We start from the raw sequence: 13363 nt of genomic DNA, 5'->3' as shown, positions 1-13363 counted from the left end.
TTTTACTTCAACACCGTCACTTTAAGGAATGTGGCGGGAATGGAAGTTGCATTTCTGTCCGGACTTTGGTTCTGACTTTCGAACAATGTCTCCAACTCACGCTGCAAATCGGCATCTTTCCCGTTTTTTCCGGCCGCTTCAAATGCATTCATCGTGGGACCGTAGAATTCTCTGAACGTATCCAGAAAAACAGCTGGTGAGAAAGGCGCCTGAAATGTAAATGTTTCCCGCTCGAAGGAAATGCTTTCTTTCTTCGCGCCTGCTGCAACGAACCGATCGATAACATGACTTTCCACTCCCCAAAGCATTGGGCTGACAAAACCTTCCGGCGGTGCCGGTGTGTAGGCCGAGCTCACTTTCAGGATCTGTGCGACCAGCGTTGGGTCACCGGGAATCCAGTTGCCCATGACGATCCTGCCGCCCGGGCGCGTCACACGGAACATCTCTTTGGCCACATCAAATGGCTGCGGCGCAAACATGGCCCCAAAAATGCTTACTACCAGATCAAAATTGGCGTCTGGAATGTCGCTCAGGCTGATTGCGTCACCTTCACGGAATGTAATGTTTGTCAATCCTTCTGCCCTGGCGCGAGCGTTGCCGGCTTCGACAAGGTTCCTGGCAATGTCTACGCCTTCCACATTCGCGCCAAGTTTGGCAGCGGGTATGGCCGTCGTTCCGTCGCCACAGCCCAGATCCAGAACTTTCAGATCTTTTGTAATTCCTAGCTTTGCTACCAGTGCAGAACCGCTTTCACGCATTGTTGCTGCCAGGCGGGTAAAATCACCCTTTTCCCAAAGTGCTTTGTTTGCATTCATTTTATTTTTCGTTTATGTTAATAGATACTGGTTTGACATTATTATTATTGACTAACCGCAAAATATGGCTTGCCCTTCATGTTGATTTCACGTGCTTCCGCTGCAATTTCCAGTGTGTAATGCGCGGAGACTTTACCCGAATGAAGTGTCAGCTCATAGCTGCCGGCCTCCAATTCCGAAACATCCAGGAGCTTGCCGTAATACCTGGCAGCCGTTTTATCACGGTGTAGCGCATGCCCTCGGCCATCGTAAAAGCAGACATTAATGCCGATGCGATTGGGATTGAAAATGTACACAAACACCTTCCCGTCGTCTTTCACCGTGATCTTGGGCAACACTGCAAATTGGGCGGTCAGTGGATTCGCTTTTGCGCCCGCACTGGCAGAAGCAATTGCGTGAAAGGCGTCGTGTTGAACAGCGGTTTGACCTGCGTAGGCCAGATCATTTTTTTGCGCGATGCTTTCATAAAACAATAAGGAAAGTAAAAACGCGAGCAGCACTGTCATCAATTGAAAATTTTTCATAGCTAAATGTTGTTTTGTTTGAGGCTGCAAAGTTGCGTCAGATCGATGCCTGAGACTTGTAATTATGAAGCATATCCAGGTAATTATGCGTCCTTTTGCGATATTCTGGCAGCATATTCAGTGGGTGTCTCGCCAAATTCCTTTTTGAAGCTCTTGCTGAAATACGATTGATCATTAAAACCAACGGCATAGCCGATCTGTGTGATCGTGTCCGCTTTCTGGCGGATCATTTCCGCCGCTTTTTGCAGGCGCAGGTCCCGGATAAAATCGTTAGGCGTCAGTCCGGTGAGTGCTTTGAGCTTTCGCAACAGCTGTGTACGGCTCAGGTTCATCTCCCCTGCCAATTTTTCAACCGAGAAAAGCACATCTTCCATATTTGCTTCCACAATTTCTTTGGCCCGCATCAGAAATTTGTCATCGAGCGACATTTCTTCGGGCGTAGTCACATGTACGCGAATGCGCTCCCGATAACGGTCAACCAATTTTTTTCTGATATCAATCAGATTTTTAACCCGAACGGTCAACTCTTCAACGGAAAATGGTTTGGTAAGATAATCATCCGCGCCTGTTTTCAAGCCATCCATACGCGATTCATGGCCACTTTTTGCTGTCAGTAATATTACCGGGATGTGGCTTGTGCGCTCGTCGGATTTAATGTTCGCGGTGAGCTCCATGCCATTCATATTTGGCATCATCAGATCGCTGATAATCAGGCTCGGCAGTACTTTGCGCGCACAAGCAAGCGCTTCCGCTCCATCAGGCGCCTGGTAAATAATGTAATCTTTTTCGAGCAGCGACGCCATATAATCCCTCAGCCCGGCATTGTCCTCCACGATCAGCAACGTTTCCCTGTTTTCCATACTGAGGCCGTCCTCCTCAGCTTGTTTTATCTCAGGTTTTGTAAAAACATCGGAAGTAGTTTGCGAAATTGGCATCTCATATTCATTGTATCTATCTTCTACGCGCTGGCCAGTCTCGTAAGCCTCTTTCTGAACGGGTATTTCTATTGAGAAGACGGAACCCCTGCCAGGCTCGCTTTGCAATCTGATGCTTCCCTTATGCAACCGCACGAGCTCTTTAACGAGCGCTAACCCCAAACCCGTGCCGCCATCCTGGTTTTCAACGGTCTGCCGCGCCTGGTAAAAAGATTCAAAAACCTGTTTCTGTTCGTCCCCGGCAATGCCTCTTCCAGTGTCCGAAACGGCAATGTTAAGATTTTGCAGACCTTCTTTTTCCTCGATATGCGCTTCAAATGTCACAGACCCGGCCGCCGATGTAAACTTAAATGCGTTGGAAAGCAAGTTGGTTACGATCTTTTCCAACTTATCGGGATCAAACCAAAATGCACCCGCCGGTAACACAATCTTTGTTGTAAAAACGATCTCCTTATGCTGCGCGAGTGAATCAAAAGAAGACGACAGAATGTTCAGGAACCGATTTAAATTGCCTTGCTGAACCTGTAATTCCATTTTGCCGGCTTCCAGCTTGGACAAGTTCAGGAGCTGATTTACCAGTTCCAGCAACCGGTTGGCATACCGCTTCATGATGAGCAGCCTGCCTTGTTCAGCTGGCGGCTTTTGGCTTAATTCCTCCTCCAACGGTGCCAGAATGAGCGTTAATGGTGTGCGGAACTCGTGTGAAATATTGGCAAAAAACCGGGACTTCATGCGGTCCATTTCTTTCAGTTCTTCGCTTTGCCGCATGATTTTCTCGGTTCGTTCAAGGACAGTATTTTCCAGTATCAGCTTTTCCCTTTGTAATTTTCTTTCCCTGAACCGGACCAGCACGGCAGCCAGCCCGCCCAGCAAAAGCGCATACATGGCAAACGACCACCAGGTGCGATACCAGGGTGGAAGGATGGCAAATGCAAGTCTGTCTTCCGCCCCCGGATGTCCATATACGTCTCTTCCCCGCACACGGAAAACGTAATTCCCCTCCGGCAAACTGGTGAAATCTGCAAACGATTCGCCCGACCAGGCCGACCAGTCATCGTGAAAACCTTCGAGATAATACTGAAACTCGTTCTTGGCCGAAAGGTCGTAGCTTGGCAGTGCAAACTGAAAGCGAAGTCCCTGATGCCCGTAAGCTATATGAGGCGGTGACTGCGCATCGCGGAAATTGATCAAAGAATCCTTGTTGATTGAAACTTGCCTGATGAGCGTTTTAAATGGTTTCGCGGCTCCCGTCTTCATGTTTCTATCAAAAAGCACAATCCATTTGTTGGACCCGAAAAGCAAAAATCCGTCCCCGTTATCATGCACTTTGGAGATCAGCGCATCGGAAAGTCTGCCCGAAACTGGCAATTTGTGCAAACCATTTTTCCCATATTCGAAAACGTGGCTTTGATAATGATGATAAAGTGTAAACCACATCGTTCCATCCTGGCCCGCGACGATCTCGTTGATCCACCCGGTCTTATATGGCGCAATGCCGGCAGTAAGCACCGAATCAATTTCAAACCCCCCCCTGGATGGATTGAAACGGTGCATTGCCTCGTCGGTGGAAGCGTAAACCGTGTTCCCTACCCTTTCCAGCCAGCGGATTTTATTGGATGAAAGCCCATTTTCCGGTCCGTGGTGAATGAGGTTGAATGTATTGCGGAGCGAATGTATCGTTTCAGGCCTTTGCCAGGCCATTTCGTAGATGCCGTTTCTTCGGCTGTTGATAAAAATCGTCCCGTCTGCCGCGCGTGCGAAGCTTTCGGAATAAAATTGCATGTCATCGCGCCTCCCGCCCTGCACCCATTTGCCATGATCAAAAATCAGCTCGGTAAGCCCATTGCCTTCCAGTCCGACCAATAAATGTCCGGGCATTTGTGCGGATCGCGCTTCCTCCACGCGCACTACATTTTCTTTGGCTAGTTGTGACCGGTTCCCATTTTTGTCCAACACAAAAACACCGTCGTAGTTAGAGACAATGAGCTCATTACCAAAGGCCTGGCAATGCATCGTCAGATTGTTGATCCCTTCGATCTTTTTGAAGAAAGGTTTGGATACACCCTGGGGAGAAATTCCATTCAGCGCAAAGATCCCTTTGCTGTTTGTCGTAAAAAGCTTATTGTTAAAAACCTCTATATCCATAGGGTTTTCGTCCAGCCCGTGATTTTCATTCAAAACCCGCAATGGTGAATTGATTTCCAGACGGCTGATCCCATTGTCGGTGGCCAGCCAAACATCTCCCTCCGCATCCTCGAAAACAGAATAAGCCGCATCGCTGGTCAAACCATCTTTGCGACCAATGTTGTTACGGATCGTGCCATTCCTGTCCATCAGATAAAACCCCGAACCCGTGGTCGCCAGCGCATAATCGCCGCTGCTCAGCTGCAAACCATGATAAACCGCGTCTTTGATCCGCACCCTTTTTCCGTCCCTGATAAATGGTTCCAGTTTTGACCCGTCATAAATATAAAATTCCTTACTGAGCCCCACCGCCAGCATCTTATTTCCCTCGAAAGGCAGCAAGCAGGTGAGCCCCATTCCTTTGAATGCACTCCCGCCTGCAACCACTTTGAGCGAATCTTTTTCCTTCTTTAAAAGACCGTGTTCGCTCGCGCTCACATACAATGTTCCACGAATCATCCATGCAAATCCCAGCGCACCCATGCTGCTCTTCCAGACTTTGAAATTGCCGTTAACCAGTTCGAGAATATGGAAATCGCAAACAAAATAAACTGAGCCCTTATCGGCAAATGTGAACCATACATTCCCGAAATTCCAGTCTGCACGGTTGAGCCTGTTCTTCAGGGAATGGAAAACGGTTCGATTCTGACCGTTGGCAACCAGGTAACCCACTTCCCCCGACCCACCCACATAAATGCGCCCTTTCGAATCCTTTGCCATGGACCGCACCGGATTGCCCTCGGAAGTGGGAATAAGCTGCCAGGACCCGCCATCAAATTCAAGCACGCCCGAATTGTTAGCTGCATACATCATGCCATTATTGCCCTGCACCAATGCCCAGTTTTGAAACGCCGCCTTATAATCGTCTGTCGAGTAGTTGGTAATAAAGGGAAGGCTCTGCTGCCAAATGCGACCAAGCGGGGATTCCGGCTTTTGCGCCGCCACGTCCAGGCCCAATGCCAAAGCAAAAAGCAGGATGAGTTTTTTCATGGTTTAAAAGGAATAAAAATATCGCTTTTCCAAAGCTTGTGCAATGCACGCGAGGCCGTTCTGCCGGGTAATTTAGTTAACGGGATAAAGAGCGGCGGGCCGAACAGTAAAAAGGCAACCAGTGCTCACCGGTTGCCTTTTTAATTAATCTGAAAATCAACTACATTATTTGTATGCAACCCGGTAGATCACGCCATTCGTGTCATCTGAGAAAAGCAGTGAGCCATCCTTGTGCATGGCTACGCCAACCAGACGCCCGAAATGCGCACGGTTGTTATTTACAATAAAACCCGTTACAAAATCTTCAAAACGAACGGGCTTACCGCTCTCAAAATGCATGCGCACAATGCGGTAACCCACAGGTGAGCTTCTGTTCCAGGACCCGCGCATGGCCACAAAGGCGTCGTTTTTATACTCGCCCGGAAACATGGATCCGGTATAAAAAGCCATGCTCATCGGCGCAGCATGTGCCTGGTAGGTGAGCGACGGCAATGTTGTTTTTTTCAAATACTGCTGATAAGTCGTGTCGCCCGTTGGCCTTGTGCCCGGGTTGTATTTTCCTTCTCCATAAATGTAAGGCCAGCCGTAATGCGCATTCTGCTTGATCTGGTTCACTTCCTCCTTTTGTTCGTCATCACCCAGCCAGTCGATGCCGTGATCCATTCCCCATAACTCGCTGGTTTCCGGGTGCCAGCCAAAACCAATGGTGTTTCTCAATCCGCTGGCAAAAATCTTACGGTTACTGCCATCTTCTTCTGCGCGAAGAATGGTCGCCAGTTCAGGATTCGGCTCTACGCACGAGTTGCAGGTGCTGCCCACAGTGATATACATTTTTTTATCAGGCCCGAAAGCAATGGTACGGTTGGGGTGCTGGCCGCCGTCCGGCAAATCGTTGATCAGCATTTTGGGCTGCCCCAGAGTTCCGTCAGCATTCATGGCCGCTTCGTAAACTTCCCTGACCGTAACCATGTACATTTTCCCGTTGTAAATGGTAAGGCCATGAACTTGTTTGAGGGTTGCTACGGTCTTTTTGTCTTCTGCAATCCCATCTCCGTTTGCATCTGTAAGCATTACCACGACACCGGCTTCACGGTCGGATGCATAAACGTTCCCGTTGCTGTTCACCACCAGGATTCTTGGTTTGCCTACACCTTCTGCAAATTTATTTACCGTAAAACCAGCGGGTACTTTCAGTTGAGCAACATTAGCCTCGGTTGCAGGTTGCACAGCGGGATAAAAAACATAGCCCTCCACTTGTGTAGTCGTCGGCTCCTCGTCTGTTTCAGGAACCATGGCATCCCAAAAGCTGTCATCGTCGCCGCAACTCACCGCGAGCGTAAGCATAACCGCACTGAAAATCAGCGATTTAAAAACAGGATAAAAACCTGAGTTAATTTTTTTCATAATAAAAACGTGTTTGTAAGTTGATGAAATGAATTGGTTCTCGTAAGCGCCGCCTTTGTGAATAAAAACTATACCCGTAACCGCCGGGTACCAGCAGAATCGCGCCGGACATTGGTTTGGTATGATTTTATTTCAATTTGAAGCCTAAAAAATAATTGAATATGGAAAATATCATCAACAAAAATCCAGGAGAAAATAACGATGGCAGCCAGGCCGTAAGCATTGGCCGCGATGGTCACAATGAAAGTTTATGGCAAAAAAGCGCGGTAAAAGAGAACTGGAATGGAGCATTGGACCCTTCCGTTATTTATGATACGCTGATTGTCGGTGCCGGTATTACTGGGATAACAACGGCATTGCTGCTACAAAAGGCTGGGCATAAATGTGTCATTGCGGAAGCGCATAACCCGGGCTATGGCACGACTGGCGGCACAACCGCGCACATTAACACATTTGCAGATACGACATTTGCGGAAGTGGAAAAGGCTTTTGATAAACAGGCAGCAAAACAATTTGCCGAATCGATCGCTGAATCCGTAGCACTAATCGCTGCAAACGTCAGGACGTATAACCTGGATTGTGATTTCCGCTGGCAAAACGCTTACGTCTATGCCGAGACGGACAAGGAAGTTGACGAACTTAAAGACCTGTTTGAAAGCGCATTACGCGTGGGTGTTACCGCGGAAATAGCCGATCATGCGCCTGCGCCGGTTCCTTATCAAAAGGCCGTGGTTTTTGATAAGCAGGCACAATTCCATCCGCTGAAATATATCACGGGTCTTCAAAAGCAATTTACCGACCTTGGTGGAATTGTTCTTGAGAACACCCGGATCGAAGAAATTGAATCACAGGATGACTTTCATATTGCAAAATCCGGCGAGAGGCAAATCAAGGCAAAAGCAGTGGTGTACGCCACACATATTCCCCCCGGCGGCGTTAATGTCCTCCATTTCAGAAATGCGCCTTACCGCAGTTACGTAATAGCCGCTTTACTGAATGATGATAACTATCCCGATGCGCTGGTTTACGATATGCAAGACCCATATCACTACTTTCGGACGCACGAAATAGACGGACAGAAATATCTGATAGCAGGCGGGCACGATCATAAAACAGGACATGGAGATCCGCAGCAGTCGTTTACAGATCTCATCAATTATACCAAACGGTGTTATGAAGTTAAGAGCATTCACTCGCAATGGTCTGCGCAATATTATGTTCCCGCCGATGGCCTGCCTTATATCGGCCATTTACCCGGCGCTTCCAATGGCATTTACACCGCAACGGGCTTCAATGGTAACGGAATGATCTTGGGCACAGTATCTGCAATAGTGCTCAGCGATCTGATATTAAAAGGGCAAAGCACCTATGAAAGCTTGTTCAACCCCGGCCGTGTTAAACCAATTGCCGGTTTCATGGAGACAATAAAGGAAAATGCTGATGTGATAGGCCGCTTTATTGGCGACCGTTTTGGGCTTGAAGAGATAGAATCTGTGTCGGAAATCCCTGTGGGCTCAGGAGAAATCGTGACGTACAAAGACCAGAAATTGGCGATTTACAAGGATCCGCACGGAAAGATTCACGCGTTGAACCCGGTATGCACGCATACAAAATGCATTGTTAACTGGAATAATTCAGAAAAAACCTGGGATTGCCCATGCCATGGTGCACGTTTTGACACCGAAGGGGTTGTACTGACCGGCCCGGCAAGAGCGGATTTAGAAAAGGTAAACATCGGTCCTCAGGCATAATCGCGTCGTCATCGGAATGTTAATGTTGCCCGTAAGTGTATAAAAAAAGGCCATTGAATGGCCTTTTTTTGTTTGTCTTAGTTTTGACTGGCAAACTAAAATGTGTTAAACCGCCTGACGATTGCCTTTAAGCGATGCCATGTCAATTACAAAACGATATTTCACGTCGCCTTTCAGCAGGCGTTCATAAGCGTCGTTAATGTATTGCATATCAATCATTTCTATGTCGGCTACTATGTTGTGTTCTCCGCAAAAGTCCAGCATTTCCTGTGTTTCTGCAATGCCGCCGATCATGGAGCCGGCAAAGCTTTTACGTCCCATGATCACACTAAACGCGGCAACGGGCAGCGGATGTTCGGGAGCGCCTACCAATGCCAGCGAGCCATCTACGCGAAGCAGGTTCAGATAAGCATTGATGTCGTGCTCTGCCGAAACTGCATCCAGAATAAAGTGAAGTTTGCCGCGGTAAGCAGCCATTTGCTCCTCGTCCCTGGACAACACGACTTCATCAGCACCCAGCCGCTTTGCTTCTCCGAATTTGGATTCCGACGTGGTAAAGGCAACCACTTCCGCACCCATGGCTTTTGCGATTTTAATGCCCATATGCCCGAGTCCGCCAATGCCCACAACCCCGATCTTTTTGCCCGGACCAACATTCCAGTGCCTTAACGGTGAGTATGTGGTAATGCCAGCACACAATAGAGGCGCTGTTGCGGCAGGATCAAGGTTCTCGGGAATGCGTAACACGAAGTTTTCATCCACAACCACACTTTCCGAATAGCCTCCAAATGTGGGCGTATCCAGATACTTGTCCGGCGAATTATAGGTTTGGGTCGAGCCCGGTTCACAAAACTGCTCCAAGCCATCCTGGCAATACTGGCATTCGCGGCAGGAATCCACAAGGCAGCCCACGCCTACCAGATCGCCTACTTTAAATTTACTCACATGGTCACCAACGCGGACAATTTTGCCCACGATCTCGTGCCCCGGTACGCAGGGATACTGGGTGCCGTGCCATTCATTTTTTGCTGTATGCAAATCAGAGTGGCAGACTCCGCAATAGAGAATGTCGATTTCTACATCGTGCGCAGTGGGTTTTCTGCGATTAATACCCAGTTGGTTCAATGGGGCGTCAGCCGCTTCCGTGCCGTAAGCCTTAATGTTGCTGCTTTCTATCATATCTTTCCTGAATATTAAAATTGTTCCTTCACCGGTTTGCCCGGTCACCGAGACGCGTCTGCGGCTTCTTCACCCCTCTCCACCAGAGCAAAAAACCGGTAATGGCTAAAAGTCCGGGCGTTAGCCCAATGAGAACATATAGCATTTTGACCGCAAGCCCGCCAAAATTACCCACGTGTAAGGGGAAGAAAGTTGCTTCCACACGTTCTCCAAGCGGCTTTTCGCTCAACCGGCTGATTTCAATAAGGTCCCCGGTTTGCTGATCCATCCGCACAGCATTTCCGATGCCCCATAGTTTAGGCTGACCTTTGGTATAACCTCTGACCTCAAACCTGCGCTCAGGTTGCGTGGGCAAATATACAGACGTAGGTTCCAAATCCGGCATGGCCGCGAGCGCCTTCGCATACATCTCGTCGGGCGAGATGGCAATGTGTGTGTTTGGTTTCGTGGCGACCCGCTCGTTCTGCCACGTTTTAGGTTTGAAGGCAAACAGGTTCATCCAAAATCCGGTAAAGAAAATTACGGCATTTAAAACCAAAGACCACACACCAATGATCCGGTGCAGGTCCGAGCTGATAGTCCGCCAGTTCTTACGATTGATATTTGCTTTGAATGTCACGACTTTCCACAACATTTTCCGATACACAACCGCACCAGAAAGCAGCGAAAACAACATGGTAATGCCAAAAATGGCCGTTAATGCAGCACCCGGCATGCCCAGTTGAAAGCTGAAATGAAACTGGAACAGCCATTCAATGAAGCTGGGCGTAAACTGGGTCGCAGGTCCCTCGCGTAGGATGGCACCCGTGTAAGGATTGAAGGAGATCAGCGCCAGATCATATGTCATCAAACGGGTGTCGTTGAAATACATTCTAAAATTATAAGCCTCATCCGGCCCGTCATCGGGATTGACCCAGGCAATGCCATCCAGATTGGGATATCGGCTTGTAATCTGATCGTAGCAACGCTTTAACGCGTCATTCGGAAGGGGATTTTCGGAAGAAACATGGAGCAGGTCCCGGTTGAAGAAATGGTCCAGCTCCGTCCTGAAAACCAGAACGGAGCCGCTCAGCCCGAGAAGGATCAGGAATATGCCCGTAAAAAGCCCCAGCCAGCTGTGCAACTTGAAAAGGCTACGGTGTAACGAATTTTTTTTCATATAACAACCTGATAATTAATTGAAATTGAATTACCAGAGTTGATAACTGACCCCTAACCGCACATTAAACGGATCGCCCAATCCTGCCAAAGTCACTCCCGAACGGCTTCCCGTAAAATAGTGCCTGTCGGCCAGGTTATAAGCATTCACCTGCACCTGAAACCGGTTACGCTGGTAAGATAACGCCGCATCCATAACCGTATAAGATGGAAAAAGAAACTTTTGGTTGCTTAATAAACCAACCTGATCACTCACATAGCGGACGCCTGCGGCGATGCCGACTCCCTTAAGCACTTGGAAAGGAAGCGCATATTTGCCCCAGAAGTTGAGCTGATGCTTTGGTGCATTCGCGAAGCGGTCGCCTTTTTTTCCATATGTACTCGTGCTGATCAGCACATGCTCGTTGAATGCATATCCCGCAATGATGCTCAGCGCATTCAGATTGCCGGTTACAGAAAATTCCCCGCCCCTGCTTCGTGTCCCATCGATGGCAGCCTGCCTGTGTGAATTTTCCTCTGTGGGGGCCGCCGTCAGTATGTTCGCATAATTGATTTGATATAAAGATAATGTGGCTGATAAACGATTACTGAACAGGTCGGCTTTGGAACCTACTTCATACTGAGTCGCTTTGCGGGTTGGAAACGGGCCGCCGGCAAGCACGTTGTTGGAAGTCTGGGGATTAAATGATTTTAGATATGTACCGTAAACGGACACATTCTTTACCGGCAAATACACGAGTCCTATCCTGGGAATCCAGCCCGAGGCTTGCAGCTCGTCGCCCTGCTTATTATCCCGATCGGATAACGGCGTTTCCTTGCCGTTATAGTTGTCATAGCGCAAAGATAGCAGCACTTTGAGTTGCTTACCGACACTCACCTGATCCTGAATGTAAGCACCTATCAAATTTGTAACACGCTTGTTATCATCCGATTCTTCGGCAGGAATGGAAGCATCCGGCACACTGCCCGTGTAATCTGGATTGAAAATAGATATCCTCGTCGACGGCTTGTATTGATAATCATTTTGAGTCCAGCCATAACGGTTATAGTCGGTTCCCACAATGATCTGATGTCCAACCGAGCCTGTTTTTGTAGTATATGTTGCGAAAGCGGTTGTCTGCAGACTAAACCTGTCCGTCAGCCAATCCTGGTATGCCCGACTGATGCTATCATTCCTGATCCGCCCCACGGGAATATGGTCTGTGAAGTCCAGCTTATTGCGCACCGCCCGTTCCACGATCGTGAGTTTCAAATTATCGTTGAACTGATGGTCGAAGGTCAATGTGGCCGAAGCATTATGCGTTTTGCCATAATCCGTGGGACTTTGGATCGTCAGGTTGTTGGGATAATAATCGAAGTCGAAACTGCCGTCTGCCCGGGAATAAATGAAGCTTCCATTGTCGTACTGTTGGACTGCTTTCTGATAAGCGTAATTCAATTCAAGATTTAAGGAAGTCCCTCTGTTAAAAAGATATGTCAGCGACGGCGCTATAAAAACGTTTTGTTTTTTCTGATAATCCCTGAAACTCTCCGACCGGTCATATCCCGCAATGGCACGGTACAAAAGCTTCTTCTGACCACCGACCGGCCCTGTGAAATCGACGGATGCCCGGCCGAAACCCCAGCTGCCCAGCGACAAATCGACGCTCGCCTGCTTCCCGGACAAAGGTTTTTTGGTAACAAAATTGACCACACCACCCGGCGAACCTTCACTAAACAAAGCCCCTGACGGGCCCCGCAGCAATTCAACCGATTCGATGTTATACAGCAAAGGCTGCTGACTCCAAAGAAACAGGTTTCCACGGATCCCGTTATAAAGCAAAAAGCTGGCATCATTGGGTGAGTAAGCTGTAAAACCGCGGATCTGGAAATTACCATTTCCATTATTGGCTTTCATGCCTGTAAACGAACCCGCAATTTCGTTCAACGTGAAAGCCTGGCGGTCGCGCAGAACGGCGGAAGACATAACCTGGACCGATTGCGGCGTAGAAAGCAAGGGTGTACCGGAGCGCGTTGATGCATTGGAGGTTACAACCTGATACCGTGTCTTGGCCGTACTGACCACAACTTCTGCCAACTCCTGCCTGCTCTCAGAAAGTTGCAGGTTCAGAAACGGGTTTTTCCCTTTGGCGATACGAAGACTTTGGGTATAAGCTGTGTAGCCAATGTTAGAAATTGACAGAATATACGATCCCGGTGCAATGCCCGTCAGACTGAATTGCCCGTTCGCATCGGTAATCGTGCCAAGATCTGTGTTCTGCAATGTAACGGATGCGCCCGCAATGGCCTCCCGCTCTGCATTGATAATCCGGCCGTTTACAGCGCCGGATTGAGACTGGGAGAAAGCATGAATAGAAATAGCTGTCATAAAAAATAACAGCAATAGATTTTTAATGTGCATTAGGATATAAATTATAGCAGCC

8 protein-coding genes are annotated in these 13363 nt (G+C 48.5%); 1 reads left to right on the top strand and 7 read right to left on the bottom strand.

The genetic code is table 11. From position 1 onward, the window contains the following. Positions 1–2: 2 nt before the first annotated feature. The 4 genes from MUK70_RS05490 to MUK70_RS05475 all read right to left on the bottom strand — a co-directional run bounded on the left by MUK70_RS05490 (position 3) and on the right by MUK70_RS05475 (position 6852). The gene (locus tag MUK70_RS05490) at positions 3–815 is read right to left on the bottom strand and encodes a class I SAM-dependent methyltransferase (RefSeq protein WP_234604403.1); all 813 of its coding nucleotides are present in this window, start codon (positions 813–815) and stop codon (positions 3–5) included. A 44-nt stretch (positions 816–859) separates the two neighbouring features. Next, the gene (locus MUK70_RS05485; protein ID WP_234658278.1) at positions 860–1339 is read right to left on the bottom strand and encodes a hypothetical protein; all 480 of its coding nucleotides are present in this window, start codon (positions 1337–1339) and stop codon (positions 860–862) included. An 83-nt stretch (positions 1340–1422) separates the two neighbouring features. Continuing rightward, entirely contained in the window at positions 1423–5448 is a 4026-nt protein-coding gene (locus MUK70_RS05480; RefSeq protein WP_234658279.1) for a hybrid sensor histidine kinase/response regulator transcription factor, read from the bottom strand. Positions 5449–5613: 165 nt separating this feature from the next. Next, positions 5614–6852, bottom strand: a complete 1239-nt coding sequence (locus tag MUK70_RS05475; protein ID WP_234658280.1) for a PQQ-dependent sugar dehydrogenase — start codon at positions 6850–6852, stop codon at positions 5614–5616. Positions 6853–7013: 161 nt separating this feature from the next. Here MUK70_RS05475 and MUK70_RS05470 point away from each other — a divergent pair, with 161 nt between their 5' ends. Further along, the gene (locus tag MUK70_RS05470; protein WP_234658282.1) at positions 7014–8603 is read left to right on the top strand and encodes an FAD-dependent oxidoreductase; all 1590 of its coding nucleotides are present in this window, start codon (positions 7014–7016) and stop codon (positions 8601–8603) included. 105 nt (positions 8604–8708) lie between these two features. Here MUK70_RS05470 and MUK70_RS05465 read toward each other — a convergent pair whose 3' ends face one another. From MUK70_RS05465 to MUK70_RS05455, 3 genes are read right to left on the bottom strand one after another with little or no spacing between them, the layout of a single operon-like run. Next, positions 8709–9782 carry an NAD(P)-dependent alcohol dehydrogenase gene (locus tag MUK70_RS05465; protein ID WP_234658284.1) on the bottom strand — a complete coding sequence of 358 codons (1074 nt, stop codon included), beginning with the start codon at positions 9780–9782 and terminating at the stop codon, positions 8709–8711. Between the two features lie 28 nt (positions 9783–9810). Next, complete coding sequence (locus MUK70_RS05460; protein WP_234658285.1) at positions 9811–10941, bottom strand: PepSY-associated TM helix domain-containing protein; 1131 nt, start codon at positions 10939–10941, stop codon at positions 9811–9813. A gap of 30 nt (positions 10942–10971) precedes the next feature. Continuing rightward, on the bottom strand, positions 10972–13308 hold the full coding sequence (locus MUK70_RS05455; protein WP_234658286.1) for a TonB-dependent receptor: 2337 nt from the start codon (positions 13306–13308) through the stop codon (positions 10972–10974). Positions 13309–13363: the final 55 nt, after the last annotated feature.

It is taken from the genome of Dyadobacter chenwenxiniae (assembly GCF_022869785.1).
GTDB lineage: Bacteria > Bacteroidota > Bacteroidia > Cytophagales > Spirosomataceae > Dyadobacter > Dyadobacter chenwenxiniae.
The sequence above is the reverse complement of the archived record's forward strand: the minus strand, read 5'-3'. Positions and strand labels throughout refer to the sequence as shown.

What these genes read in the sequence shown, in the direction of transcription:
- MUK70_RS05490 (WP_234604403.1), bottom strand. Translation starts at nt 815, where the DNA reads ATGAATGCAAACAAAGCACTTTGGGAAAAGGGTGATTTTACCCGCCTG.
- MUK70_RS05485 (WP_234658278.1), bottom strand. Translation starts at nt 1,339, where the DNA reads ATGAAAAATTTTCAATTGATGACAGTGCTGCTCGCGTTTTTACTTTCC.
- MUK70_RS05480 (WP_234658279.1), bottom strand. Translation starts at nt 5,448, where the DNA reads ATGAAAAAACTCATCCTGCTTTTTGCTTTGGCATTGGGCCTGGACGTG.
- MUK70_RS05475 (WP_234658280.1), bottom strand. Translation starts at nt 6,852, where the DNA reads ATGAAAAAAATTAACTCAGGTTTTTATCCTGTTTTTAAATCGCTGATT.
- MUK70_RS05470 (WP_234658282.1), top strand. Translation starts at nt 7,014, where the DNA reads ATGGAAAATATCATCAACAAAAATCCAGGAGAAAATAACGATGGCAGC.
- MUK70_RS05465 (WP_234658284.1), bottom strand. Translation starts at nt 9,782, where the DNA reads ATGATAGAAAGCAGCAACATTAAGGCTTACGGCACGGAAGCGGCTGAC.
- MUK70_RS05460 (WP_234658285.1), bottom strand. Translation starts at nt 10,941, where the DNA reads ATGAAAAAAAATTCGTTACACCGTAGCCTTTTCAAGTTGCACAGCTGG.
- MUK70_RS05455 (WP_234658286.1), bottom strand. Translation starts at nt 13,308, where the DNA reads ATGACAGCTATTTCTATTCATGCTTTCTCCCAGTCTCAATCCGGCGCT.